Genomic DNA, 23710 nt, shown 5'->3' with positions numbered 1-23710 from the left:
AGGCTAGCGCGACGTCCCGAGCGTGGTCGCCACCTTGGCGGTAACAGGCGAGTACCGGCGGGTTCTCGGGGTCGCCGCGGCGATCAGAGCGGCCAGCAGCGCTGCCGCACCCGCCACCAGGAATACCCATGAATAGGCGAACACCGACGGGTAGTTCACGCCGGCGATCTGCACCACCGATCCGGTCGTCAGTGCGACCACGATGGCGCTGCAGGTGGACGTCCCGATGGACCGGGCCAGGCTGTTCAGGCTGTTCGCGGCGGCGGTTTCGGTCTGCGGGACCGCTTGCATGATCAGCGTCGGCAAGGCGCCGTAGGACAGCGCGCCGCCGATCGCGCCCACGGTCAGGTTGAACACCACCAGCGGCAGCGGGGAGTGCAGGAACGATCCCGCCAGGTTGCCCAGCATCAGCACCGTGCCGCCCAGGATCAGCGTGGTCCGGGGCCCGCGCCGCCGCGAGATCCGCGCCGAGACGGGGGAGAACACGCCCATCGCGGCGCCGATGGGCAGCAGCACCAGACCCGTCACCACCAGTGACATGCCGAAGCCGTAGCCGGTGTCTTCCGGGGCCTGCATGATCTGCGAGCCCACCAGGAACCCGGCGAACATCGCGATGCCGACCAGCACTGAGGCGATGTTGGTCAGCAACACCGCTGGCCGCGCCGACACCCGGAGGTCCACCAGCGGCGCGCTGACGCGCAGCTCGTAGAACCCCCACACCAGGAACAACGCCGTCGCCGCGACGAGCAGGCCGAGGATGACGCCGCTGGTCCAGCCCCATTCGTTGCCCTTGGAGATCGCCAGCAGCAGGCAGGTCAGGGCCGCCGACAGCCCCACCGCGCCGATGAAGTCGAACCGGCCGCCCGCGCGCAGCGGCGATTCCGGCACGACCCGCAGGATCAGCACGATCTCGACGATCGCGAACACCGCAGCACCGACGAACAGCCAGTGCCAGTTCAGGTTCTCCGCCACTACCCCGGTCACCGGCAGGCCGACCGCGCCGCCGATGCCCAGGGTCGCGCTCATCAGGGCCACCCCGGAACCCACCCGGTCCTCGGGTAACTCGTCGCGCATGATGCTGATGCCCAGCGGGACCACGCCGACCGCCGCGCCCTGTAGCACCCGGCCGACCAGCACGGCGGCGAAGTCGTCGCTGACGGCGCCGATCGCGCTGCCCACCGCCATCGTGGCCAGCGATATCAGCAGCATCCAGCGCTTGCCGTACATGTCGCCGAGCCGCCCGAGGACGGGTGCGCACACCGCGCCAGCCACCAGTGGTGCGGTGACCAGCCAGCCCGCGTTGGACGTGGACGTGTCGAGGAGCCTGGGGAATTCCGGGAGCAGCGGTACGACCAGGGTCTGCATCAACGACACCGCGATCCCGCACGAGGCTAGTACCCCGATGACCAGCCTCGAACGTCGTGACGCGACGGCAGGAACGGGCGTGGCGCTGCTCATCGGGCTCCTCTCGAGTTGACGTGAACTTGTGTTCACCAAGCAAGTAAACACATGTTCACCCTGTGTCGCAAGATGCCGCTGATGTCGATTCGGTGTGATTCGAGGGGATTTGTCCGGCTTTTTTTATCCAATGTGGATAGACATATGGGTGGGGGATTGCGGACGCCGAGGTGAAGTGTGGCCTGGTCTTCGGCAGTCCTGGTGTGCATTCGGCGGCCGCCCCTACGGCGTCGACGTGCCGGTGCGCAGCAAGACTGCTACCGGCGACCCGGCCGACTACCTGGCCAGCCTGCGCGCCCAGATTCCCCAGGCGCACTACGACTTCGTCAACGACCTGCTGGCGAAGTACGACACCCCGCCGGTCGACACCGCATCGGCCGGCGACCGGTTCGCGGCCAGCGTCGGCCCGGAGACCGTGCAGCCGCTGGCTGGGCGTCGTCACCTTCTCGCACCGGATTTCGCTGGTCGCAAACGCGCTGGGCACACCGCCGCCGACGATGCTCGAGCGCGGCAAGGCCGACGAGGTGCCGATCGCGGCGCTGATCGACTCGCCGAAGCACGCTCAGCACCAGCCGGAGACGTGCGTCGACCTGCTGGTCGCGCAAGGGACCGGGGCCGGTGGGCACACCGGAACCATCGCGACTTGGTGCTGGTGCCGGAGGTCGTCGACCTCGTCAGGGACGTGCCGGTGCCGGCGGCTGGTGGGATCGCCACCAGGCGGCAGGTGGCCGCACCGCTGGCGCTGGGCGCGGCCGGGGATGTGGTGGCGAATCGGTGTGGTTGCCCAGCCACGAGGACATCACCTAGCCGGCGGTGAAGGCCAAGTCCCTCGCCGCGACCAGCGGCGACGCGCTGCGTTCGCCGACCCGCACCGGAAACCGGCCCGGCAGCTGCGCAGCGCGTGGCACGATGAGTGGGAGCGTCCGGGCAGTCCCGAGCTGCTGCCGATGCCGCTGCAACCGATGCTGGCCGACGAGGCGTGGCGGCGCATCAACCGGGTCGCCGAGGACGGCAACGACGGCGCGAAGGCATTGGCGTCGTTCTTCGTCGCGGACTCCATTTCGGCCGGGGTGAGCGTGGTGTCCTCGCAGGTCAACGCGGTGCGGTCGGGTTCGGCGGCGAGTTCGGCCAACCGGACAGGGAATGGGGTACCGGCGGCGGGCCGGTCGGCTGCGAACACTCTGGAGCTCCTTCTCGTCCACTGCGGGCATGCGGACAGCGGAAAACCGGGATGCCAACCGAATGAATCACCGACCGGCTGGTACGGCAAAAATGAATCACCGACCGGTCGGTACGGCAAAGACGTCCCGCCGATTGATCCAATAGGCTCAAGCTATTCGGACGTGTCCGGTCGGGCGATTGCAGACCGGCGGCGACTTTAGTGAACTGGGAGGCCCATGACTCCAGGAGGTAGGCGTGAGCAAGCTGCGGTTCGGCGTTTTCCTGGCCCCCTTCCACACCGCAGGCCAGAACCCGACCCTGGCACTGCACCGAGATCTCGAACTCGTCCAGCACCTCGACGCGCTCGGCTACGACGAGGCGTGGATCGGCGAACACCACTCAGCGGGTAGCGAACTCATCGCCTCGCCGGAGATCTTCATCGCAGCGGCCGCCGAACGCACCCGCCGCATCAAGCTCGGCACCGGCGTGATCTCCCTGGCGTACCACAACCCGCTGTGGGTGGCGGACCGGATCGTGCTGCTCGACCACCTCACCCGCGGCCGGGTCATGCTCGGCGTCGGGCCGGGCTCGCTACCCACGGATTCGGCGATGATCGGGCTGAACCCGACCGAGACCCGCGAACTGCTCGAGGAGAACATCGACATCGTGCTGCGCCTGCTGCAGGGCGAGTCGGTCACGGCGAAGACCCGCACGCACAACCTGGTCGACGCGCGCCTGCAGTTGCGTCCGTACTCGGATCCGTTGTTCGACGTCGCGGTCGCCGCGGTGGCGTCCCCGACCGGTCCTCGGCTGGCCGGGCGACACGGCGTCGGGCTGCTGTCGATCGGCGCGACCCTCACCGCCGAGGGCTTCGACGCGCTGGGCTACCACTGGGGGATCATGACCGAGCGTGCCGAGGCCTTCGCCACCCAGGTGGATCGCAGCGCGTGGCGGCTGGTCGGCCCGATGCACGTCGCGGAGACACGGGAGCAGGCGTACCGGGACGTCGAGCACGGGATCGTGGACTGGTTCGAGTACTTCCAGAAGATCGCGGCGTTCCCACAGATGCACGTAGCAGGAGGCAACCTGGAGGAGATGATCGCGTTCATCCGCGATTCGGGCGTCGGCGTGATCGGCACCCCGGAGGACGCGGCCGAGCAGGTGCAGCGGCTCGTCGACCAGTCCGGCGGATTCGGCGCGATGCTGATGATGGCGCACGACTGGGCCGACCCGACGGCCACGAAGCGCTCCTACGAGCTGATCGCCCAGCACGTGATGCCGGCCTTCCAGGGCCAACGACAGTCCACTTTGGATGCCAAGGCGAGGGCCGGTGCCACCCGCGAAGGCCACGCCCAGGCTCAGCATGACGCGGTCGCGTACATGACGAAGAAGTACGAATCCGAACGCTCGTGACCAAGGCGGTGCGGCGGTTTCGCGCGAAACGACCTCCCCTCACACGACCGACGTTTTCGCGCGAAACCGCCATACGAGCTACCCGATCTGCCCGCATGGCTGGCGCGGTGGTCGCTACCGCGTTGTCGGGATCAGTCCGGCGGGAAGTGACACACCGTGATGGCCAGGCCGGTCTCGGCGGCCAGCGCCGCTAGTTCGGTCTTCCCGGCGCGGGTGCGGTAGCTGTTGGACTCGCCCGCATCGGCGGTGACCAGCAGCCGCCCGGCGTGTGGATACGCTTCCCGGCCCGCGGCGTTCCACCAGCGCCGTAACGATTCCACCGCGAACGTGGCTTCGGCGACCGAGCTGGCCGTCAGTGTCCCGACGATCCGCCGGTATAGGGAACTAAGAGGTGTCCTATAACTGCTGGTCACGAGCGATGTCGGTGGCTCGGGATACGATGCGAAGTGTAGAGCCGGACGGAGATCGTGAGGGACTCGCGGCTATGGGGGGTGGGTGTGAGAAGGTCCCCGGCATCCAGCCCGGGACTGGATTGAATCCGTGCCCCACCCCCCAACTCCGTCCACCAGGGTCACTGCATGGCATGGTGGGATGATCTTGGCGTAGGCTGCTGTGATCACGTCGTCGGAGCCGTCCTGGATAGCCCCGTTCACCCGGCTGAGCCCGGCGGCAGTTCGGCAAGTTGGTCACCGCGCTGCGGCGGGAAGGTGCGGACCCGGTTCGCAAGGGCTGGCATGCCGTAGATCGTTTACGGGACAGCTTAAGCGGTCAGGGCTGAAGATCGGCGACTAGCTTCTCCGCTTTGCGAGTGGTCACCCCACGCAGCTCGTCGGGATGGAGGAGTCGTTGAGGATCTTCGCGACGGAAAACAGCGCCATGAGCTTGCCTGGCCTGGTCTCCAGGTCCGCGCGGCGCTCGCGGTATACCCGTTCGGCCAGCTCCGGCACGGTCAGCGAGTTGGCCCACAGGTTCGCGGAGTCCAGGCCGCGCGGAGCCATGCCGTGATCTCCCCAATCCAAGATCCAGAACTCCGGCGCGGTCAGGTTCGACCAGTTCAGGTCCGCATGCGCGGGACGCATTGGCTGACCTGCTAGCCATGTGCCCGGCCACGGTGGAGGGCTACGACTACATCAACAAGCGTGCCGAAATACTGGCCGCGCGCACTATGACCAACCGGAGCTGGCTGACAGAGATTGCGCGATCTGTCGGCCAAACGGCTTGCGAAAACCGTTTACCGTGTTGCCAGAGCGCTCCTGCCGCGCCGGTTTTGTTGGCATACTCGAGAAGACTGCTCAGGGAGGCGCTGTGGAACTCGGGATGACCAACGTCAGGCTGTCCGAGGGGATCACCGTGGTCGAGGTAACCGGTGAGCTAGACGTCTACACCGCGCCCAGCCTGCGGGAGCGATTCGTCGAGGCGCTCAGCGGTGATGAGGTCCGGCTGGTCGTGAATCTGAATGGGCTGGACTTCCTGGACAGCACCGGGCTCGGCGTCCTGGTCGGCGGGTTGAAGCGGGCGCGCGCTCGCGGCGGTGAATTGATCGTGGTGTGCAGTACCGAACGGTTGCTCAAGATCTTCCGGATCACGGGACTGACCAGGGTTTTCCGGATCGTGCCCGACGTCGCCTCGGCTCAGGCGCTGCTCGCGGACCGCGCGGCGTTGGCCGCGCAGCCCGACCCGGATGCCGAAACCATCGGCTGGCACTGGGTTCCCGGTCGGATCTATCTCAGCGACGAGCTGGATCACCAGGCTGTGGCGGACGCGGCGGAACGAGTGGTCGCGGCCTTCGGCCTGGAGTTCGCCCACGCCTTCCCGCCCGTGGTCGGGTCGTGGTTCGGCGAGTTCCTGATCCGGTTGAAGAATTCGGGGCAGCTGCCGACGAAGGAGGAGCAGTTCGTCAAGCTAAGCCGGGCCCTGGACCTGCGCCTGCTGGATCGCCAGCAGGCCGAGGTCGATGCCGCGCAGGGAGCCGCGGTGGCCGGGCTGATCCAGTCGTTGTCGAACACCCCGCGCGCCATCGTGCAGATCGGATCGGTGCTCCTGGTCAAGGTGGACGAGGTGATCGTGGTGCGCAACCTGACCCAGTTGGAACTGGCGCACTGGGAGCGCAACCCGGCACTGTTCCGCGACCCCGCCGCCGCGCTGCAGGAACTCCAGCAAGCGACATCCAACGGAGCCGAGCTCGAGCCGACGGCGGGCGCAGGCGGACAAGAGACGGCTTCGAGCTCGGGAAGGTTCTCTGACTAGGGTTTTGCCGCAGCCACGGGCGATGTGGCTGTTCGTGCCACCGGCCCAGTCGCGGCGTTCAAGTCATTTCCGCTTTGCGCGTTGGCAAGCGGCCACAGCGGTTGACGTGAGCTCCACGGCTGTTTCGCCGAACTTCCCCCGTTTCCGGATTCCAGCCCTGATCGCGGGGATGAGCTGGTGGCAGCAGAGGTGCAGCGCGGCTTCCAGGCTCGCGTGCACCGATCCCCGCTGGTGCGTCCGTTGTAGACGGACGAGTGTTCGCATCGGTAGTCCTTTCGACTGCGGCTAGACGCCGCGAGACCGGGAACCCGCGCTCAAACTCGACGTGCCACAGCCGGAACCGGCTCGCTTGCCTCGGCTCCGGGCATTGGTTCGGTCGTGCTGGTGCTGCGGAAGCGGCGCAGCCGCAGGCTGTTGCCGACCACGAACACCGAGCTGAACGCCATCGGGCTGCCGCAAGCGGCAGGGCTGCCACGTTGTAGGCGAAGGCCCAGAACAGGTTGCCCTTGATGGTGCCGAGCGTCCGGCGGGACAGCCGGATCGCGTCCACCGCCGCGCGCAGGTCGCCGCGGACCAGGGTCAGGTCGCTCGCCTCGATGGCCACGTCGGTGCCGGTACCCACGGCCAGGCCGAGGTCGGCCTGGGCGAGGGCGGCGGCGTCGTTGATGCCGTCACCGACCATCGCCACCACGTGACCTTCGGACTGCAACCGCTTGACGACGTCGACCTTGTCCAGCGGCAGGACCTCGGCGATGACCTCGTCGATGCCGACCTCGGCCGCCACCGCGCGCGCCACCATCTCGTTGTCGCCGGTGAGCAGGACCGGCTTCAGGCCGAGCTTGCGCAGTCCGGCGATGGCCGCTGCGGACGTCGGCTTGACGGTGTCGGCGACCTCCAACACGGCGCGGGCGGCACCGTCCCATGCCACCGCGACGGCGGTCCGGCCCTGCTTCTCGGCCTTGGTCTGCGCCGCGACCAATTCGGCGGGAAGCGGTTGGCCCCACTGCGCGAGCAGCGCCGGGCGTCCGACGAGCACGGCGCGGCCGTCGATGACGGCCTGCACGCCGAGTCCTTCGACGTTGCTGAACTCCTCGACGGCTGGAAGCTCTCCCACTCGCTCGGCCGCCCCTCGCACGATCGCCCTGGCGATCGGGTGTTCCGACGCGTGTTCGGCCGCACCTGCCATGCGCAGCACCGTTTCCTCATCGATCCCGTCCGCGGTGTGCACGGCGACCAGCGACATCTGTCCGCTGGTGACAGTGCCGGTCTTGTCCAGCACCACGGTGTCGATGCGCCGGGTCGACTCCAGCACCTCCAGGCCCTTGATCAGAATGCCCATTTGCGCGCCGCGCCCGGTGCCGACCAGCAGCGCGGTCGGCGTGGCCAGACCCAGCGCGCACGGGCAGGCGATGATCAGCACCGCGACGGCAGCGGTGAACGCGGCAGTGGCACCGGCACCGGTGGCGAGCCAGGAGACCAGCGTCCCGAGCGCCAGCACGATCACGACGGGGACGAACACCGCGGAGATCCGGTCGGCCAGCCGCTGCACGGCGGCCTTGCCGTTCTGGGCGTCCTCGACGAGCTTGGCCATCTGGGCCAGCCGGGTGTCCGCGCCGATCCGCGTGGCGCCGACGACCAGCCGACCACCCGCGTTGACGGTGGCACCGACCACGGCGTCACCCGCACCGACCTCGACCGGCACGGATTCGCCGGTGAGCATGCTCGCGTCGACGGCGGAGTTGCCTTCCTCGATGATCCCGTCGGTCGCGATTTTCTCCCCGGGGCGGACCACGAACAGGTCGCCGACGGCGAGTCGATCTGTGGGGATGCGGACCTCGACGCCGTCGCGGAACACCGCGACGTCCTTGGCGCCGAGCTCCAGCAGCGCGCGCAGCGCGGCACCCGCCCGGCGTTTGGAGCGCGCCTCGAAGTAGCGCCCAGCGAGGATGAACGTCGTGACCCCGGCCGCGACTTCGAGGTAGACGTTCCCGTCGCCGCCCATGCGCTGGATGGTGAGCTCGAACCCGTGTGTCATGCCGGGGGTGCCGGCGGTGCCGGACAGCAGCGCGTAGAGCGACCACGCGTAGGCCGCCAGCGTGCCCAAGGAGATCAGGGTGTCCATGATGGCCGCGCCGTGGCGCAGGTTCGTCCAGGCGGCACGGTGGAACGGCCACGCGCCCCACGTCACGACCGGCGTGGCGATGACGAGCGAGATCCACTGCCAGTTGGTGAACTGCAGCGCCGGGATCATCGCCAACGCGATCACCGGAGCCGACAGCACGGCCGAGTGGAGCAGCCGGTTCCGCAAGGACTTCGTCGGGTCCTCGTCGGATTCGGCCGCCGCTTCGAGGGGCAGTTCGGCCGTGTACCCGGCCGTCTCAACCTGTTCGACCAGCTGCTGCGGGTCGAGCGTTTCCGGGAAGGTGACCTTGGCCTTCTCGGTGGCGTAGTTGACCGTGGCCGTGACGCCTTCGAGCTTGCCGAGCCGCCGCTCGACCCGCCTGGCGCACGACGCGCACGTCATGCCGCCGATGGCCAGCTCGATCTCTGCGGTGGGGCTCGTCCCAGTGCTCATCGGGGTTCTCCTGCGTGGCCGTCGTCGGCGGGGCTCCGCGGCCCGTCCGCCGGCTGCTGCGCGTCGACTGCGATTTCCGCGACGCGGACCTCGACCTGGTGCCGGATCGCCATGTCGCTGGACGGCACCTCGAGGTCGAAGGCGATGCTAGGCCTGGCGTGTGCACGCATCGTTGGTGGGGGAGACGCCGAGGTCCGGTCTCCGCTGGGCGTGAAGACGGCGAACACGGGTGGTCCTCGGGTTGTGTGGCGCTCGTTATTTGGTGGCCAGTTCGTAGCCGGCTTCCTCGACGGCCGCGCGCACGTCGACGTCGTTCACCGGCTCGGAGCTGCACACGGTCACGGCACCGGTGGGCAGGTTCACCGACACGTCCGAGACCGTGTTGATCTTGCTGATCTCGTCGGTCACCGACCGCGCGCAGTGGTCGCAGGTCATGCCGGTCACGGTGTAGTTGGCTTCGATCACGTCGATCCCTTCCGCTGGCTCGTCGTCGGCCCGGCGGCAGACACCTCGTTTATACCCTAGGGGGGTAACGTGGTCAAAGCGTGTCGACTCAGCTGCCACTCCCGTTTCTCCAGTGCGCACAACCGATCGGTCGGGAACTCCCCTGCCATCCGGGCGACTCGCGTACCAGCGGCAGCGGGTCGACACTGCTTAGCTGACGCGAGTCAGCGCGGCCGAGCAGTGCTTCGGGGACGGATGGTGCCACCGCCGGGCGTTGATCAAAATCGACGATTCGTGGGGGAGACGGCTGGCTGCCCAGGCGAAGGTGCCGACCGTGACCGTGGGGCGAGCCGGGCAGGCGGACGTGCGTGTCGCCTCGACCTCCGATGAGCTGCGGGTCGTCGTCCAGGACGGCGGTGATCGGGTCGAACTGGCCCTTGCCGGCGGAGCTCAGGGGAGTCCCGGGGTGAACGTCGCTGAGCGGAAGGTCCGCTCCCTCGCTTTCAGGGTCCTGCGGGTCTAATTGTCCACAATGGAAGTTCGCTTGCTTCGCTGCTGGCGCCGGAAGTGATTGGTGTCATGGGAGTCGTGCAGGTCGCGTGCCCAGGATGAAGAAGTCCGCACTGACGGGGCGGGCGTTCCCGGGCAGGAGCTGGTCGTGGCGAGCCCCGCTCTGGAATCCGCTTGCCGCGAGGAGTGCCCGCGCGCGGTCCGGGGTCAGGCCCGCCCAGTGCGGCGTCGCGTTGCCGATCTGCGCGTAGTCGCGCAGGAGTTGCCAGAGGAAGCGGTGGTCGCCGCCCGGTCGCAGCGATGCGGCGAGTCGGCGGCCGTCGTGCCGCCAGGTGTGCCAGAGCCCGTCCGCGAGCAGCAGGCCACCGCCGGGGGTGATGACCTCGCGCCAGGCCCGCAGCGCGGCGACCGGGTCGGGCAGCGTCCACAGGACGTATCGCGCGGTCACGAGGTCGAACTCGGTGCCCAGCCGCGCGACGTCGTGGGCGCCGCAGGCGATGGTCCGCACCTCGACGCCCCGGCGGCCCGCTTCGGCGCGGGCGTAGTCGAGCATCGCGTTGGACGGGTCGATAGCGGTCACGTGGTGCCCGAGTTCGGCCAGCAGCGTCGAGAGGAACCCGGTCCCGGTGCCGACGTCGAGGACCTTGAGCGGCTCGTCGCGCCGCGCGAACAGCTCGCCGAGGATCTTCTCGTAGGCCGCGCGCCACGCATCGCGTTTGTCCTGCGTGTAGTCCCGGTAGAAGCGGTCGTACGCCGGCGCCCGTCGATTCCAGTTGGCGCGGACCGCATCGAGTGCCGCTCGACGGTTGTTGCCCACCACGACCTTCCCCTCTCCTGGCATCGCTACGAGCGTAGCTGCAACTCATTTGCAACAGTCTTCCTTCGGTAGGGTAGCGTTCGTCGCTGCGCCGCAAACCTCCCGTGCGGATTTCGGGCAACCCGAGATCTGTGGTCCATTTCGGACGGTCTGCGGACGTCGTCGATGCGGCGTCGCGCCGGGGCGTCAGCATGCGAACACGTTGCGGGGCATGCTGAAGGCGCGGGGAAAGCTCGAGGTGCCTCGACGGCGTTCAACGTTCAGCAGGTCAGGAATCCACCGTTGATGGACCGTGCGGCCATGCCCGTGCTGCTGACTCGCCGGTTTCGAACACCTCAGGTGGATGAGTCGACAGGATGCCGCGTGCAGGGTGCCGATTCCGCGCGAGATCGGCGGGAGCCCGTTCCCGCAGGCCGTTCACCGGGCCAGGCGGCCGAGCAGGGCCGAGGCGATGCTGATCATGGTGCCGGCGGCGACGACCAGCACGGCGAAGTCCAGCGCCAGGTGGGCGGGCGTGCCGATCAGAAGACCTCGCAGCGCATCCACCTCGTAGCCGAGCGGGTTCGCGTAGTTGGCCACCTTCAACCACTCCGGCATCAGCTCGACCGGGTACAGGGCGTTGGAGGCGAAGAACAGCGGCATCGTGATCGCCTGCCCGATCCCCATCAGCCGGTCCCTGGACAGCACCAGACCCGCGATCGTGATGGACAGGCAGCAGAAGAACGCCGAGCCGAGGACCACCACGACCGCCATTCCGAGCAGGTTCACCGGGTTGGCGGTGAGCCCGACGCCGAGCAGTGCGGCCAGCACCAGCACCACCAGCGCCTGCACCAGCGCGCGCACCCCGGCGGCGAACGCCTTGCCGGTGACCAGGGCGACCCGCGGCGTGGGCGTGACCAGCAGCTTCGCCAGCACGCCGGCATCCCGCTCCCAGATGATCTGGATGCCGTAGAAGATCGCGATGAACAGCGCCGACTGCGCGAGGATCCCGGGTGCGAGGTAGTCCAGGTACGGGATGTTCCCGGTGGGGATCGCCCGCAGCCGGGTGAACACCTCGCCGAAGATCAGCAGCCACAGCGCGGGCTGGATGGCCCTGGTGAGCAGCTCTGTCCGGTCGTGCCGCAACTTCTGCAGCTCGACCAGGCACATCGCCGCCACCCGCGCCAACAGCAGCCCCGGCGGGCTGCGCCGCACCGGTTCAACCGAGGCGGCTGGAAGTGCGTCGAGCCGCGCGGACATGTCGCATCCCTTCCCCCGTTTCGGCGCCGAAGGCGTCGTCGCTGATCGTCCGGAAGACGTCGTCGAGCGTGGCGTCCGGGCCCACGGCGGCCTTGAGCTCCGCCGGAGCGCCGCGCGCGCGAATCCGCCCGCGGTGCATTAGGGCGATCTGCTCGCAGTGCTGGTCGGCCTCGTCCATGTAATGCGTCGTCACCAGCACGGTCATGCCGGTCTCGGCGCGGATCTCGCGAATCCGGTCCCACACGCTCTCCCGGCCGATGGGGTCGAGGCCGATCGTCGGCTCGTCCAGCACCAGCAGCTTCGGCCCGCTGACGAGCGCCTGGGCGAGTTCCAAGCGGCGCACCATACCGCCCGAGTAGGTGTTCGCCAGGCGCTCGGCGGCATCGGTGAGCCCGACCGCGTCCAGCGCGGCGCGCACCACGGATCCCCGTTGGGCACGGGGAACGTCGAAGAGCCGGGCGAACAGCGCGACGTTCTCCCGTCCGGTCAGCGACCCGTCAGCCGAAAGCTGTTGCGGCACATAGCCGATCAGCCTTCGCGCCGCCAGCTTGTGGCGTGCCACGTCGACGCCGAAGACCTCGATCGTCCCCGCCCTGGTGGGCAGGAGAGTGGTGATCGCCCGGATCGTGGTGGTCTTGCCCGCGCCGTTGGGCCCCAGCAACCCGAAGACCTCGCCGGGCGGGACGTCCAGGTCAACCCCGTCGACCGCGATCTGGTCGCCGAACGCGTGCCGCAGATCCCTGCACCGCACGGCCATCCGCTCGGTCATCGGCGCCACCTCCTTCCAGGGCATCGACCAACGCGTGCAAACCCCGCAGCGCTCCGGCAACCGCCTGCTGATCCACCGCGGACAATTCGGCGAGCGCATCGCCGACGAGGCCGGTTCTCGCCCGCCGCCAGGTCGCGAGCCGGTGCGCGGCGGTGTCGGTCAGGTGCAGCCGGATCGCGCGGCGGTCGGCGGGATCGGTTTCACGGCGTAGCAGGCCGACGCGGGCGAGCTGGTTGACCAACGTGCTGACGGAATTCGCCGCCATCCGCAGTTGCAGGGCCGCCGCGGTGACGCTGATGCCCGGCTGCTGTTCGACGACCCGCAGCAGTTCGACGTGGGCGCCCCGCAGGTCCGGCGTCGGCAGCTCGGCGCGAAGACTGCGCCGCACGGTCCGCCGCAGCGCCGCGATCACGGTCATCAACTCGTCGGCGACGACCCACGCGTCCACATCGTCCACGCGACCACGTTACCTCGCATTGAGAGGTATTCGCGCAACGCGAGTTGCAGGAGTGCTTCTTGTTTAACGCCAACGGGAATTTGTTCAGCGGTTGCAGTACTCCGCCCGTGGCAACGCGAAGGCGAGCACCGGCAGGTCGCTGCCGTCGGTGAGCGCCTCGAACGGTTCCACGGTGGCGAGCCGCCCGGCGAGGTACTTCGCGACGTCCCGGGAGGTTCTGCTGGACCGCGCGGTAGCCGTCCCAGCCGAGGCGGACGAACTGGTAGTACTGGGCGATCACCTGCGAGCTGGGCACACCTGCGCGTTGATGCCCAGCACGAGGTTCGGCCGGTCCGAGTCGGCAGCGGCGGCCCGCCTGTGCGCCCGCCAACGGCGCAGCAGCGCCAGGCCCGCCAGCATGCACCCCTCGCTGGAGCCGGTCGTCGAACAGCCGACCGCGTCGCATCCCGCCGGGGCGTGCCACCGCTCGGCGATGATGTTGACGCAACGCCGTTCCAGCTCGTTGGTCTGCGAGGTACTCGTCGCGCAGAGCCACCGGACAGGACACTGTGGATGGTCAGGCGGCCTGGCGCTACGAGGCGAACAGGGCGAGCAAGCCTTCGGGCGCGCCGGGGCTGAACAAGGTGGTGAGGCTTTCAGCGGATGCCAATGCCGAAGCCTCGCTGCGCGGGAAGAGCGCCTGTTCGTAGGCGGCAAGAGCGGTTTGAGCGGTTTCGGCGTCGCCGGGGTGCGCGGCGATGGCCTGGCCAAGTTCGGCCCCGTCGAGCATGGCGAGGTTGGCGCCCTCGCCCGCGAACGGCGACATCAGGTGCGCCGCGTCGCCGAGCAGCGTGACGCCGGGACGGCGGTCCCAGCGGTGGCCGATCGGCAGCGCGTAGATGGGGCGCGGGACCAGTTCGCCGTCCGCGTCTCTGATCAGCGCCCGCAGGCTCTCGTCCCAGTCGCTGAAGTCCGCCAGCACGGTCGCCTTCGCCGCCTCGATGTCCGTGAAGTCGATGCCGGAGGTCCAGTCCTCGGGGGCTTCGCGCATGTTGTAGACGTGCAGGCTGCCGTCGATCTCGCGGTGGGCGAGGAATCCCCGGCCCTCGCCGAGCGCGAAGAGCATGCCGCCGCCGACCACGGCTGCGCTTCGGGGATGCCTGGTGTCGGCGTCGAGCAGGTCCGCTTCGACACCGGAGATGCCCGTGTAGGCGGGTACGGCACCGGAGACCAGCGGGCGGATCTTCGACCAGGCCCCGTCCGCGCCGACCAGCAGATCGGTGGTGAACGAGGTGCCGTCGGCGAGTGCCACCTCGTGCCTGCCGCCGCCCAGCGGGCGGGCTCCGGTTACCTTCGCGCCCCAGCGGACGGTGCCCTCGGGGACAGCGCCGAGCAGGAGGTCGCGAAGCTGGCCGCGCTCGACCTCGGGGCGCTCGCCGTCGCCGTCGTCGGCCTCCTCCAGGTGGACGACGGCGTGCTTGTCGAGGATCCGCATGGCCTGGCCGCCGGGGCGGACGAGCGCGCGGAAGTCCTCGTGGAGACCGGCGGCGTGCAGGGCGACTTGGCCGGAGTCGGCGTGGATGTCGAGCATGCCGCCCTGTGAGTGGGCGGTCGGCGCGGCGTCCCGGTCGTAGACGGCGGCTTCGATGCCGTTGACGTGCAGGACTCGGGCGAGCGTCAGCCCGCCGAGTCCTCCGCCGACGATGACGATGGGGTGATGCCGGGTCATGGCTTGTTCCCTTCGGGGCCGGGGGTGTGCAGGATGCCGTTGACCAGGGCGCGCAAGCCCCACGACAGCCGTTCCTGTGGGGTGCCGGAGGTCAGCTGGGGGGCCAGCGCGGCGATGTGGGGGTGCGTGCGACCGGAGGTGTTCGCCAGGGCGTGGACAAGGTCGTCCCACTCGTCCGGTGCGTCGGCGGACTGGTCCCGCGTGGCCTGCTCGGCCGCCGTCGCGGTGGCGAACTGCAGCAGCAGATCAACGCCCCAGGCCGCCTGCGCGGGAGCGGCGCCGCCCTCGTCCAGCAACGCCAGCAGCGCCTCGATCAGGTTCAGGTAGTGCTGGCCGCTGGGGCGGGCCGCGAGCGCGGAGCGGGCGAGGCTGGGGTTCGCGAAGAGCACCACGGTGTAGGCCGTGAGTAGCTCCTCCAAGCGCTCCCGCCAGTCGCCACCGGCGGCAGGCGGCTCGATGGTGCCCAGGACTTCGTCCAGGATCGCCGCGTGCAGCTCGGCCGTGTTGCTGACGTAGACGTACAGCGAGGCAGGACCGGTGTCCAGCTCCTGCGCCAAGCGCCGCATGGTGACCTTGCGCAGGCCCTCGGCGCGCATGATCCCGACGGCGGCTGTCACGATGCAGTCCCTGGTCAGGGCGGGTTTGGCCGGTCGTTCCCGGCGGCTGCGCGGCTTGTCGCGATTGGCTGTCACGCTCCCACTATAGCGAACATGTTCGTAACGAACATGTTCGCTATAGTGTTGGCGCTGCGCGAAGCGGTGACCAACGTCGTCCGGCACGCCAACGCGAAGACCTGCCACATCAGGCTGGAAGCCCAGGAGGCGAGATGCGGCTAGTGGCCGCCGACGACGGGGTGGGAGGAGTCGTGAAGGAAGGCAACGGCCTGACCGGCTTGCGCGAGCGGATCGGCGCGCTGGGCGGCCGGGTGAGGCGCACCGGCTCGGCGGGAACCACTCTGACCGTCGCGGTGCCGCTGAGGCCGGCCTAGATGGGCGAGGACATCAGGGTGGTGCTCGCGAAGGACCAGGGGACGGTCGTCGGCGCGTTCGCGGCGCTGCCGGAACTGCACCCGGACTGCTTTGGGCCGCTATAGCTATAGGGAGTGACTTTTGTTTCACTGCACTTGGGGTCCTGGAGCAGGGGTTGCTGGTACGCCGAACAGGCCGTTTCCTGGGCGGTATTTCCAAGCGCTATCGCCGAGTTCTGGCACGTCTCCCGCGCGGTGACCTGAGGAGAGTCGTTAAAGCATCTGTCGTACCGTGTGGAGCCGGTCGTTGGTTCTGGCTGAGGGCATGGCTGCGGCATAGCGCTGTGCCCGCTCGATAGCGTCGCGGGCAGCGTCCAGATCACCGGCTCCGACGTGGGATTCAGCAAGCCAGGAAAGATAAAGTGCTACCTCCCTGGCATGATCCGGAGGGTAGTTCGCGACAGCGTTCGACAGGAGCGGTTCGGCATCGTGGGGCCTGCCCAGCTCGATCATGCACCGACCTGCCATGATGTCGATCTCGGATCGGTTGAGCCAGTAGACCCATTCTGGCTCAGATCCGTCGTCGCCTCGTCGTTCGTACGAGTCGTTCACGGCACCCAGAGCCTGCCACGTGCCAAGGATGTCTTTGGCCTTGGCTGAGGCCCATGCCACGCGTTCGAGGAGCAGTGCGCGAACGACGGGCGTTGCCCCGTCTGCACCCTTCACGGCAGTCCGAGCCAAAAGCGCCGCATCGCGTGGGTTACCGACGTTTGCTACCTGATAACTCAGGCTCGACAGCAACTGGGCTCCAAGAACGCGATCGAATGCCTCACCGGCCGCATCCACACCTGAGATGTACAGCCGCTGCGCCTCGGCGTAACGGCCGGCATCGCTTGCTATCCAGCCAGCGAGCTGGGCCAGTTCTCCAACGGCCTTGAAGAGACGTTGGCCCACTGGCTCTGAGAAGCTCGCCGACCGGACAAGCCTGTCGGCTTCCCCCAGTTCTTTCGACACAGCAGGCAAGAGATCCCGGCTGCTGACCACATCATCGAGATGACGAAGCTCGATCACGCGGGTTTCCAGCTCCTCCGCCAGAGAATCACCGACCCGCCGACCGGAGCGGAATTGAACAACAATCGGTGACTCCGAAACGAGCCATTCATGGGCGATCCGCAACGGATCACTCGGAGCGGGCCGCAACGGCACGCCGAGCACCTGTTCGTAGGCGTCGACCACATCCGGCGCAACCGACCTTTTCCCAGTTTCGACCATGCTCAAGTACGACTTGGCGAAGTGCGTGCGCCGCGCCATCCGGGACAAGCTCAAACCCGCAGCATCGCGGGCAGTCCGCAAGTCCGCACCCGTCGTCATCAGCCTCGCCCCCGCTGTGAACACCTGTGAACAGCCAAACCCTACCGCCTACTGTCCGTGCCTCCGAAACTACTTAAGGCAGTCCTCGCTGATCGTTGCGCCCTCCAGCGCCCCCCTCTGGAAGGGTTCCCCGGCCGATTGGCGGGGACTGCCACACCAACTGAGCATCGCGAAGCAACCACCGACGGCACCAACGAATAGGGGCTCCCGTGACGACGACGCAGGCATGGCTGCACTACTTCTGGCGACCAGTTCCGGACGACACGAGTTCCTACGGCCTCGTTCGTCATGCGTTCTTCGGCACCAGCGAGGACGCAGCTCCATCCGTGATATCTGCCTGCGACGAGATTTTCGCTCTCGCCAAGCCGTCCGAAATCGACTGGATTCACGCTCCGACCTGTTCGCGTTGCAACGAGGCCCTGGAGGAGATGAAGGTTCAGAGTCCGACGACGACCACGCATTCCTGTGGGGACTGCAAGGAAGAAGGCTGCCGGAAGTGCTGCTGTACTGAGTCCACCACCATCGTGGGCCTCTGAACATGTTGGAATGGGCCGATATCTCTGCTGTGGCTGTGCCGGAGACCGTAACTTTCCACAACGGGAAGTCGATCACCTTGTACCGGATACCCGCTGTGCGGAAAGGGCCGCTGATGCGTCGGGACCGGCGCGGTGCGTACCTGGTTTACCTGTACTCGTCGTTCGTATTCCGCTGGTACGCGGGCGAAAGCGCGGTCCGGATCTACCACGGCGACATCGACTGCTCGGACGAGTACCCGCTGCCGTGGACCGTCGAGATCGACACCGAATGGGATCCCATCACCCTCACCCACCGTGCGCAGCAATGGGTCCGAGCCCACTGCGCGCAGTTCGAGAAGAAACGAGGCTGACATGCTCGGCGACAACCGCTGGACCGATGCCGACGGCACTGTGCACATCATCCGGCCCAGCACCAGCCCGGCGCTCACCGTGTGCCGTCAACTCGCCGAAGGTGAAGCCGCTCGGGCCCGCATCGGTTGCGATGCCTGCGTGCTGACCACCGCTGTGGAGCTGGAGAACCAACGACTGGAGCAGATCCGCGCCCGGCTCGTGCAGGAACGCGAAGCCGTGCTCAGCGAAGACCCGTGAGCGTGCCGTTTCCAGCTGGTCAGGTCCCGTGAGCGCTTTTGAGGGCTGTAGAGGCTGTTTTGGAACTGGTCCTGCCGGGCGGTTCCGCTGCCCGCCCCAGCGGGAGTGGTCGGGTTCTGCCTGGCCAACCGGTGTGAAGCGAACGGCCTGTTCACCTCGATAGGCGGCACGAACGGTCCGTTCGCTCCGCGCATCTGATGTGAGCGCTGGGTTTTTGGTGTGAAGCGAACGGCCTGTTTGTTTCGGTAGGTGGCACGGATGGTCCGTTCGCTTCACGTCGGCATCTTCCCAAACAGGCGCTTTAGCGCCCAGAAACGCTTACGGGCCTTGAGCAGCACGAAGCGGAGCACCGTTAGCGCCACCACTGATTCACCCAGCGGCTTGACACACAGACGAATCCCTACCCCGCACGCCACGCAAACGAAACGAGGCTCTCTACCGGGTGTCGCGTGGGTGTGGGCGTGGTGTCAGGGCCTCCGCGAGCGGCCTCGTCTCCTCGTTGGCGGCGCGCACCGCGTCGGCCACGATCTCGTGGTCCGGCGAGAGGATGCAGACCGGGTCGGTGCGGGCGGCGTCGCCCGTGAGCAGAAACGCTTGGCAGCGGCAGCCGCCGAAGTCGATCTCGCGACGCGGGCAGCTCCGGCACGGCTCGGGCATCCAGTCGGTGCCGCGGAAGCGCTGGAACACCGGCGATTCCGCCCAGATCCAGCCGAGTGACTTCTCGCGCACGCTCGCGCGCGGCAGCGGCAGGGTGTGCGCGGCGGGGCAGGGGAGGACGTCGCCGTTGGGCGTCACGGTGAGTTGCCGCCGTCCCCAGCCGTCCATGCAGGGCTTGGGGTACTGCGCGTAGTAGTCGGGGAGGATGTAGATGATCGTCGTCTTCCCCTCCAGGCGCTTGTTCGCGGCGCGCACGACGGCCTTCGCCCGGTCGATCTGCTTCCTGCTGGGCAGGAGCGCGGAGCGGTTGTGCAAGGCCCAACCGTAGTACTGGGTGTTCGCCAACTCGATACGGTCGGCGTGTAGGCGCTCGGCCAGGGCGATGATGTCGGAGATGCGGTCGATGTTCATCCGGTGCAGGACGATGTTCAACGTCAGCGGCCAGCCCAGCTCCTTCACCAGCCGAGCCGCCGCGATCTTGCGCTCGAAGGAGCGCGTGCCCGCGATGTTGTCGGACGCGGTCGCCTCGTGGGCCTGGATGCTGATTTGCACGTGGTCGAGACCGGCTGCCCGCAGCTGTTCCGCGCGGCGCGGCGAGAGACCGATCGCGCTCGTGATGAGGTTCGTGTACAGGCCCAACTCGTTGGCGCTGCGCGCGATCTCCACCACGTCCCGGCGCTGTAGCGGCTCGCCGCCCGACATGTGGAGCTGCACCACACCCAGCTCGCGGGCCTCGGTCAGCACCCGCTGCCACTGCGCCGTGGTCAGTTCTTCCCCGTAGTCGGCCAGGTTGAGCGGGTTGGAGCAGTACGGGCAGTGCAGCGGGCACGCATACGTGAGCTCGGCCAGCAAACCGAACGGGCTAGTCATCGTCGACCTCCACGTAACGCTTGGCGGCGAGGCGGCTGAGGAAACCCAGCACCTCGTCGCATGCCATGTGGTCGGACTGGCCACGTAGCTCGGCCACGATCTCGGCGACCGTCCGCCGCCCGTCGCACAGGCCCAGCACGGCCGCGCCGGTCGGGTTCAGGACCGACACCGACTCCGGTGCCAACAGCATGTGCCGCTCGCGGACCTGGTCGAAGACCAGGCGCACGTACGACGCCATCCTGGGGCGGCTCGCCGATTCCACTGCCGTGCTCATAGCTGTCCCGCCTCGTCGGAGTCGGAGTCGGAGTCGGAGTCGGAGTCGGGAAAAGCTTGGTCGATGGCATCGAGGATGCTCCAGAGCACTTCGCACTTGAATGACAGCGCCGCCACGGCGCGCGCCTGCTCGTCTGCCGACCGGCAGTGCTCGGTCACCACCTGCAGGGCGTGTTCGGCGTCGCGGGGCGCCTGGGCCAGGCGGGACCGGAAGTAGCCGAGGCCGTCGCGGTCGATCCAGGGGTAGCGGCGTTCGAACGCTGCGAGCCGGTCGGCCATCAGGTCCGGCGCGAAAAGCTCGGTCAGCGAGGACGCCACCGCCTCGACCCACGGTCTCGTGCGGGCGAAGTTCACGTACGCGTCAACGGCGAACCGCACCCCGGGGACGAGATGGCGCTCGTCGAGCACCTCGTCCCTGCCCAGCCCCACCGCCTCGGCCAGGCGCAGCCAGGCGCCGATGCCGCCTTGGTCGCCGGTCGTGCCGTCGTGGTCGAGGACTCGCAGTACCCACCGCCGGCGCACTTCGCGGTCCGGGCAGTTGGCGAGGATGGCAGCATCCTTGCGGGGGATGTTCGCCTGGTAGTAGAAGCGGTTGGCCACCCAGCCCCGGACCTGCCGACGGCTCAGCCGCCCCTCGTTCATCTTGACGTGGAACGGGTGCTGGTCGTGGTAGCGCCGCGACTGGGCGCGCAGCTGCGCGGTGAAACTGCCGGTGTCGGTAAGCGTCGTCACGCCACTCGCACCTCCAATCCGTCGGCGGCCACTTCCATGCCGTGCTGCTCGACGGCACGTCGCTCGGGTGCGTCGTCCAGCAGGATCGGGTTGGTGTTGTTGATGTGGATGTAGATCTTGCGCTCGATGGGCAGTGGTGACAGCTGTTCGAGGCTGCCCCCGGGATCCCCGATCGGCAGGTGCCCCATGTCGCGCGCCGTCTTCCGGGCCAAGCCGAGCCGGATCAGCTCGTCGTCGTGCCAGCAGGTCCCGTCGACGAGCAGGCAGCTGCAGTCGTCCAGCTCCGCGCGCACTTCGGCGGTGAGCTCCTGTACCCCCGGCAGGTACACCACCGTCCGGCCGCTGGACTCGTCGGTCAGCCGGTAGCCCACGACCCGCCCCTGCTCGCGGCCTGCCGTGAAGCGGGGCAGTTTGCTGGTGGGGACGTTGAAGGCCCGGTAGGAAAGCCCGCCCTCCAAGGGCACGCTGGCGCCCGGAACGACCGGTCGCCAGGTGACCTGGCAGTAGGCCTCAAGCGTGCGCAGTACTGCCGTCCCATCGCACAACGTCTCCTGCACCGCGGGCGTCGCGTGCAGCTCGATGGATTTCGCCTCCCGCAACAGCAACATGCCGAGCGTGTGGTCGATCTCTGCGTCGGTGAGCAGCACCGCGCGCAGCGGTGTCGCTCGCCCGCCGCCCGGCTGCAGGGCGGCGAAGGCCTCGATCTGGGTTCGGATGTCGGGAGATGCGTTGAACAGGAACCACTTCCGGTAGTCACCGCTCACCGCGATCGCCGACTGGGTGCGCGGCCGGCAGGGCCGGGAACCGTCGCGGACGGCGCGGCAGTTCGGGCAGGCGCAGTTCCATTGCGGAAAGCCGCCGCCCGCTGCCGATCCGAGCACCCGCACCCACATTCCGCTCCTCCGTTCGTGCCTTCGGCACCAGTGCCGAGGGCGGCCGTGAGTCTTCTGAGCCGCTGTAGCAACCCAGAAGACTCCCGACCCGGGCGCCGGACTCGACCCGGCCCCCGTGCCTAAGCCGCTGGTCCTCCGGCTGCTAGTCCTCCCATCGCGCGACGTACATGTACATCGTCACTTCGGATGTGCACTGGAGCTCCTCGAACTCCGGTGGCTCCCAGTCGACTTCGGCGAACTCGGGGGTCTCCCATTCAAGAGTTGGCCGAGTTGCAACGGATTCCATGACTGCACCTCCTCTCTGCGGACGTCCGACCTGAATCCGGGACTATTCCAGCGGAAGCGCGAAGGCGAAGAGCGCGTCCCCGTGGGGAGCGCCGAGCATCCCGGGGAGGAATCCTTCGACCCATGCGCCCCACCCGACCGGCACGGCCACGTACTGCCTGCCGTCGATGCTGTAGGTCGTGGGGTTGCTGTGATGGCCGCAGCCAGTCTGGAACTGCCACAGCAGCTCGCCGGTGCGCGCGTCGAACGCGTTGAACTCCCCGGTGGGTTCGCCTGCGAACACCAGGTCCCCGCCGGTGGCCAGCACCGAACCGCACATCGGCACCTCGTTGCGCCAGCGCCACACCTCGTTGCCGTTGGACGGATCGAAGGCCGACACCGACCCCGCCATGTCGTCGGAGTCCACGGTGACGCTCGCACCCCAGTAGGGGATGCTTTCCTTGAACTCCCGGCGCCGACGCGTGACCGACGCGCCGACGTCCTGGACCGGGACGTAGCACAACTGCGTCCGCGGGCTGTACGCCGCGTGCGTCCATTCCTTCCCGCCTGCCGGTCCCGGCCAGAAGTGGACCTCTTCACCTTCCTTCTCTGGATAGACCTTGGGCGTCACCTTGCCGTTCGGGTCGATCTCGCCCCACGTGATGCGGTCGACGAAGGGCACCACCCGGACCAGTTCGCCGTTCGTGCGGTCGAGGACGAAGAAGTACCCGTTCTTGTCGAAGTGCGCCAGCAGCTTGCGCCCGTCCAGTTCGAAGAGGATGTGCTCCATCGTGCTGTCGTAGTCCCACAGGTCGTGCGGGTTGTACTGGTAGTGCCAGCGGATCTCGCCGTTGTCCGGGTCCACGGCGATGACGCTGTCGGTGTAGAGGTTGTCGCCCTCGCGGATGCCCCCGTCGAAGTCCGGTGCCGGGTTGCCGGTTCCCCAGTACATGAGGTTCAGCTCCGGGTCGAAGGTCCCCGTGACCCAGCAGTTGCCGCCGCCCCGCGTCCAGGCCGGACCGTCCGGCCAGGTTTCGGAGCCTCGTTCGCCCGGCTTCGGCACGGTGTAGGTCCGCCAGACGTGCCGCCCGGTGTCCAGCTCGAAGGCGTCGAGGTGGCCGCGCACGCCGAATTCCCCGCCGGAGCTTCCGACGACGACCATGTCCTTGACGACCAGCGGCGCGACCGTGGCGCTCTCACCGGCCCGCACGTCGCCGTACGTCGTGTCCCAGACGAGCTTGCCGTTGGTGGCGTCGAGCGCGATCACGTGGGCGTTGAGCGTGACGACGAAGACCTTGCCCTTCGCCACCGCGGCCCCGCGGTTCACGTTTCCGCAGCACAGCGACGTGTCGTAGGGGATGGCGTGCTTGTACCGCCACAGCTCCTGCCCGGTCCGGCCGTCGATGGCCCACACGAAGCCGTCCCACCCGGCGACGAACATGATGCCGTCCACCACGATCGGGGCGGCCTCGAACGAGTAGGTCGACGGGCCCGCGTGGAGACCGGCCGATCCGGACTGGAACACCCATGCGGGGACGAGTCGCTTGACGTTGTCGGTGTTGATCTGGTCCAGCGGACTGTATCGCTGCCCGTCGTAGGCGCCGTAGTAGGTGAGCCAGTTCTGCGGTTCCGAGCGGGCCTGCAGAATGCGGTCGTACGTGACGTCCTGGACCACCGGCGGCGCAGTGCCGACCAAGCCGCTCAGCGTTGCCTGGCCGACGGCCCGCCCTGCATCCACGTATTCCGTCATCACCCGCTCCT

At 68.2% G+C, this 23710-nt stretch carries 25 protein-coding genes and 4 pseudogenes; 8 read left to right on the top strand and 21 right to left on the bottom strand.

The window, feature by feature from the left end:
- Window positions 1–3 precede the first annotated feature (3 nt).
- Window positions 4–1458 carry an MFS transporter gene (locus tag SSPN_RS0118315; protein WP_010696904.1) on the bottom strand — a complete coding sequence of 485 codons (1455 nt, stop codon included), beginning with the start codon at window positions 1456–1458 and terminating at the stop codon, window positions 4–6.
- A gap of 175 nt (window positions 1459–1633) precedes the next feature.
- Here SSPN_RS0118315 and SSPN_RS53780 point away from each other — a divergent pair, with 175 nt between their 5' ends.
- On the top strand, window positions 1634–2275 hold the full coding sequence (locus SSPN_RS53780; RefSeq protein WP_010696903.1) for a nitronate monooxygenase: 642 nt from the start codon (window positions 1634–1636) through the stop codon (window positions 2273–2275).
- Here SSPN_RS53780 and SSPN_RS58460 read toward each other — a convergent pair.
- Window positions 2258–2638 carry a hypothetical protein gene (locus tag SSPN_RS58460; protein WP_202798836.1) on the bottom strand — a complete coding sequence of 127 codons (381 nt, stop codon included), beginning with the start codon at window positions 2636–2638 and terminating at the stop codon, window positions 2258–2260. The genes SSPN_RS53780 and SSPN_RS58460 overlap by 18 nt on opposite strands.
- A 236-nt stretch (window positions 2639–2874) precedes the next feature.
- Here SSPN_RS58460 and SSPN_RS0118305 point away from each other — a divergent pair, with 236 nt between their 5' ends.
- Window positions 2875–4032, top strand: a complete 1158-nt coding sequence (locus SSPN_RS0118305) for an LLM class flavin-dependent oxidoreductase (protein ID WP_010696900.1) — start codon at window positions 2875–2877, stop codon at window positions 4030–4032.
- 137 nt (window positions 4033–4169) lie between these two features.
- Here SSPN_RS0118305 and SSPN_RS0118300 read toward each other — a convergent pair.
- Window positions 4170–4364 (bottom strand): annotated as a pseudogene (locus tag SSPN_RS0118300) (ISAzo13-like element transposase-related protein); the annotation flags it as partial.
- Window positions 4365–4644: 280 nt separating this feature from the next.
- Here SSPN_RS0118300 and SSPN_RS54965 point away from each other — a divergent pair.
- Window positions 4645–4762 (top strand): annotated as a pseudogene (locus SSPN_RS54965) (IS5/IS1182 family transposase); the annotation flags it as partial.
- Window positions 4763–4844: 82 nt separating this feature from the next.
- On the opposite strand, the gene SSPN_RS44425 reads toward SSPN_RS54965, so the two are convergent.
- Window positions 4845–5111, bottom strand: coding sequence for a hypothetical protein (locus SSPN_RS44425; protein ID WP_010696898.1), 267 nt, complete (start codon window positions 5109–5111; stop codon window positions 4845–4847).
- 238 nt (window positions 5112–5349) lie between these two features.
- Between SSPN_RS44425 and SSPN_RS63280 the strand changes: the two genes are divergently transcribed.
- Entirely contained in the window at window positions 5350–6279 is a 930-nt protein-coding gene (locus SSPN_RS63280) for an STAS domain-containing protein (protein WP_010696897.1), read from the top strand.
- Between the two features lie 314 nt (window positions 6280–6593).
- Here the strand turns inward: SSPN_RS63280 and SSPN_RS44415 are convergent.
- From SSPN_RS44415 to SSPN_RS0118275, 3 genes and pseudogenes are all read right to left on the bottom strand, one after another.
- Window positions 6594–8854: pseudogene (locus SSPN_RS44415) on the bottom strand (heavy metal translocating P-type ATPase).
- Window positions 8851–9081: a hypothetical protein gene (locus SSPN_RS54960; protein ID WP_010696895.1), complete on the bottom strand. Its 231-nt coding sequence runs from the start codon at window positions 9079–9081 to the stop codon at window positions 8851–8853. Before SSPN_RS54960 ends, SSPN_RS44415 begins: the two are co-directional and overlap by 4 nt.
- 28 nt (window positions 9082–9109) lie before the next feature.
- Window positions 9110–9319 (bottom strand): heavy-metal-associated domain-containing protein, encoded by a 210-nt coding sequence (locus tag SSPN_RS0118275; protein WP_010696894.1) that lies wholly within the window; start codon window positions 9317–9319, stop codon window positions 9110–9112.
- 313 nt (window positions 9320–9632) lie between these two features.
- On the opposite strand from SSPN_RS0118275, the gene SSPN_RS0118270 reads away from it, so the two are divergent.
- Complete coding sequence (locus tag SSPN_RS0118270; RefSeq protein WP_143539546.1) at window positions 9633–9821, top strand: hypothetical protein; 189 nt, start codon at window positions 9633–9635, stop codon at window positions 9819–9821.
- Between the two features lie 54 nt (window positions 9822–9875).
- On the opposite strand, the gene SSPN_RS0118265 is transcribed toward SSPN_RS0118270, so the two are convergent.
- From SSPN_RS0118265 to SSPN_RS0118230, 7 genes and pseudogenes are all read right to left on the bottom strand, one after another.
- The gene (locus SSPN_RS0118265; protein ID WP_010696892.1) at window positions 9876–10628 is read right to left on the bottom strand and encodes a class I SAM-dependent methyltransferase; all 753 of its coding nucleotides are present in this window, start codon (window positions 10626–10628) and stop codon (window positions 9876–9878) included.
- 414 nt (window positions 10629–11042) lie between these two features.
- Window positions 11043–11864 (bottom strand): ABC transporter permease, encoded by an 822-nt coding sequence (locus SSPN_RS0118260; RefSeq protein WP_010696891.1) that lies wholly within the window; start codon window positions 11862–11864, stop codon window positions 11043–11045.
- The gene (locus SSPN_RS0118255) at window positions 11824–12633 is read right to left on the bottom strand and encodes an ABC transporter ATP-binding protein (protein WP_010696890.1); all 810 of its coding nucleotides are present in this window, start codon (window positions 12631–12633) and stop codon (window positions 11824–11826) included. The genes SSPN_RS0118260 and SSPN_RS0118255 overlap by 41 nt, the downstream gene beginning before the upstream one ends.
- Window positions 12557–13090, bottom strand: a complete 534-nt coding sequence (locus SSPN_RS44410; protein WP_010696889.1) for a MarR family winged helix-turn-helix transcriptional regulator — start codon at window positions 13088–13090, stop codon at window positions 12557–12559. Before SSPN_RS44410 ends, SSPN_RS0118255 begins: the two co-directional genes overlap by 77 nt.
- A 291-nt stretch (window positions 13091–13381) precedes the next feature.
- Window positions 13382–13600: pseudogene (locus SSPN_RS62715) on the bottom strand (pyridoxal-dependent decarboxylase); the annotation flags it as partial.
- A gap of 61 nt (window positions 13601–13661) precedes the next feature.
- Window positions 13662–14798, bottom strand: a complete 1137-nt coding sequence (locus SSPN_RS0118235) for an FAD-dependent oxidoreductase (RefSeq protein WP_010696887.1) — start codon at window positions 14796–14798, stop codon at window positions 13662–13664.
- A complete protein-coding gene (locus SSPN_RS0118230) occupies window positions 14795–15490 on the bottom strand; it encodes a TetR/AcrR family transcriptional regulator (RefSeq protein ID WP_010696886.1) in 696 nt (231 codons plus the stop codon). Before SSPN_RS0118230 ends, SSPN_RS0118235 begins: the two co-directional genes overlap by 4 nt.
- A gap of 134 nt (window positions 15491–15624) precedes the next feature.
- Between SSPN_RS0118230 and SSPN_RS56810 the strand changes: the two genes are divergently transcribed.
- On the top strand, window positions 15625–15786 hold the full coding sequence (locus tag SSPN_RS56810; protein ID WP_158309586.1) for a hypothetical protein: 162 nt from the start codon (window positions 15625–15627) through the stop codon (window positions 15784–15786).
- A 252-nt stretch (window positions 15787–16038) separates the two neighbouring features.
- On the opposite strand, the gene SSPN_RS0118210 is transcribed toward SSPN_RS56810, so the two are convergent.
- On the bottom strand, window positions 16039–17136 hold the full coding sequence (locus tag SSPN_RS0118210; RefSeq protein WP_044574319.1) for a helix-turn-helix domain-containing protein: 1098 nt from the start codon (window positions 17134–17136) through the stop codon (window positions 16039–16041).
- A gap of 571 nt (window positions 17137–17707) precedes the next feature.
- Between SSPN_RS0118210 and SSPN_RS0118200 the strand changes: the two genes are divergently transcribed.
- A complete protein-coding gene (locus SSPN_RS0118200) occupies window positions 17708–18022 on the top strand; it encodes a hypothetical protein (protein ID WP_148271986.1) in 315 nt (104 codons plus the stop codon).
- Between the two features lies 1 nt (window position 18023).
- Window positions 18024–18260 (top strand): hypothetical protein, encoded by a 237-nt coding sequence (locus tag SSPN_RS0118195; protein ID WP_010696869.1) that lies wholly within the window; start codon window positions 18024–18026, stop codon window positions 18258–18260.
- Between the two features lie 435 nt (window positions 18261–18695).
- Here SSPN_RS0118195 and pqqE read toward each other — a convergent pair whose 3' ends face one another.
- The 6 genes from pqqE to SSPN_RS0118165 all read right to left on the bottom strand — a co-directional run bounded on the left by pqqE (window position 18696) and on the right by SSPN_RS0118165 (window position 23699).
- The gene (pqqE, locus tag SSPN_RS0118190; protein ID WP_010696866.1) at window positions 18696–19787 is read right to left on the bottom strand and encodes a pyrroloquinoline quinone biosynthesis protein PqqE; all 1092 of its coding nucleotides are present in this window, start codon (window positions 19785–19787) and stop codon (window positions 18696–18698) included.
- The gene (gene pqqD, locus SSPN_RS0118185; RefSeq protein WP_010696864.1) at window positions 19780–20061 is read right to left on the bottom strand and encodes a pyrroloquinoline quinone biosynthesis peptide chaperone PqqD; all 282 of its coding nucleotides are present in this window, start codon (window positions 20059–20061) and stop codon (window positions 19780–19782) included. Before pqqD ends, pqqE begins: the two co-directional genes overlap by 8 nt.
- Window positions 20058–20792, bottom strand: coding sequence for a pyrroloquinoline-quinone synthase PqqC (pqqC, locus tag SSPN_RS0118180; RefSeq protein WP_010696862.1), 735 nt, complete (start codon window positions 20790–20792; stop codon window positions 20058–20060). The genes pqqD and pqqC overlap by 4 nt, the downstream gene beginning before the upstream one ends.
- Window positions 20789–21685 (bottom strand): pyrroloquinoline quinone biosynthesis protein PqqB, encoded by an 897-nt coding sequence (gene pqqB, locus SSPN_RS0118175; protein WP_010696861.1) that lies wholly within the window; start codon window positions 21683–21685, stop codon window positions 20789–20791. Before pqqB ends, pqqC begins: the two co-directional genes overlap by 4 nt.
- 142 nt (window positions 21686–21827) lie before the next feature.
- Window positions 21828–21971 (bottom strand): pyrroloquinoline quinone precursor peptide PqqA, encoded by a 144-nt coding sequence (gene pqqA / locus SSPN_RS51285; protein ID WP_010696859.1) that lies wholly within the window; start codon window positions 21969–21971, stop codon window positions 21828–21830.
- 42 nt (window positions 21972–22013) lie between these two features.
- A complete protein-coding gene (locus tag SSPN_RS0118165; protein ID WP_010696857.1) occupies window positions 22014–23699 on the bottom strand; it encodes a PQQ-dependent dehydrogenase, methanol/ethanol family in 1686 nt (561 codons plus the stop codon).
- Between the last annotated feature and the right edge of the window lie 11 nt (window positions 23700–23710).

Origin of the sequence: Saccharopolyspora spinosa NRRL 18395 (assembly GCF_000194155.1) — a bacterium.
In the GTDB taxonomy this organism is placed as follows: Bacteria; Actinomycetota; Actinomycetes; order Mycobacteriales; family Pseudonocardiaceae; genus Saccharopolyspora; species Saccharopolyspora spinosa.
The sequence above is the reverse complement of the archived record's forward strand: the minus strand, read 5'-3'. Positions and strand labels throughout refer to the sequence as shown.

What these genes read in the sequence shown, in the direction of transcription:
- pqqE (WP_010696866.1), bottom strand. Translation starts at nt 19,787, where the DNA reads ATGACTAGCCCGTTCGGTTTGCTGGCCGAGCTCACGTATGCGTGCCCG.
- SSPN_RS0118315 (WP_010696904.1), bottom strand. Translation starts at nt 1,458, where the DNA reads ATGAGCAGCGCCACGCCCGTTCCTGCCGTCGCGTCACGACGTTCGAGG.
- SSPN_RS0118260 (WP_010696891.1), bottom strand. Translation starts at nt 11,864, where the DNA reads ATGTCCGCGCGGCTCGACGCACTTCCAGCCGCCTCGGTTGAACCGGTG.
- SSPN_RS0118235 (WP_010696887.1), bottom strand. Translation starts at nt 14,798, where the DNA reads ATGACCCGGCATCACCCCATCGTCATCGTCGGCGGAGGACTCGGCGGG.
- SSPN_RS0118255 (WP_010696890.1), bottom strand. Translation starts at nt 12,633, where the DNA reads ATGACCGAGCGGATGGCCGTGCGGTGCAGGGATCTGCGGCACGCGTTC.
- SSPN_RS0118195 (WP_010696869.1), top strand. Translation starts at nt 18,024, where the DNA reads ATGCTCGGCGACAACCGCTGGACCGATGCCGACGGCACTGTGCACATC.
- pqqD (WP_010696864.1), bottom strand. Translation starts at nt 20,061, where the DNA reads ATGAGCACGGCAGTGGAATCGGCGAGCCGCCCCAGGATGGCGTCGTAC.
- SSPN_RS0118210 (WP_044574319.1), bottom strand. Translation starts at nt 17,136, where the DNA reads ATGACGACGGGTGCGGACTTGCGGACTGCCCGCGATGCTGCGGGTTTG.
- SSPN_RS44425 (WP_010696898.1), bottom strand. Translation starts at nt 5,111, where the DNA reads ATGCGTCCCGCGCATGCGGACCTGAACTGGTCGAACCTGACCGCGCCG.
- pqqB (WP_010696861.1), bottom strand. Translation starts at nt 21,685, where the DNA reads ATGTGGGTGCGGGTGCTCGGATCGGCAGCGGGCGGCGGCTTTCCGCAA.
- SSPN_RS0118165 (WP_010696857.1), bottom strand. Translation starts at nt 23,699, where the DNA reads ATGACGGAATACGTGGATGCAGGGCGGGCCGTCGGCCAGGCAACGCTG.
- SSPN_RS56810 (WP_158309586.1), top strand. Translation starts at nt 15,625, where the DNA reads ATGCGGCTAGTGGCCGCCGACGACGGGGTGGGAGGAGTCGTGAAGGAA.
- SSPN_RS63280 (WP_010696897.1), top strand. Translation starts at nt 5,350, where the DNA reads ATGACCAACGTCAGGCTGTCCGAGGGGATCACCGTGGTCGAGGTAACC.
- pqqA (WP_010696859.1), bottom strand. Translation starts at nt 21,971, where the DNA reads ATGGAATCCGTTGCAACTCGGCCAACTCTTGAATGGGAGACCCCCGAG.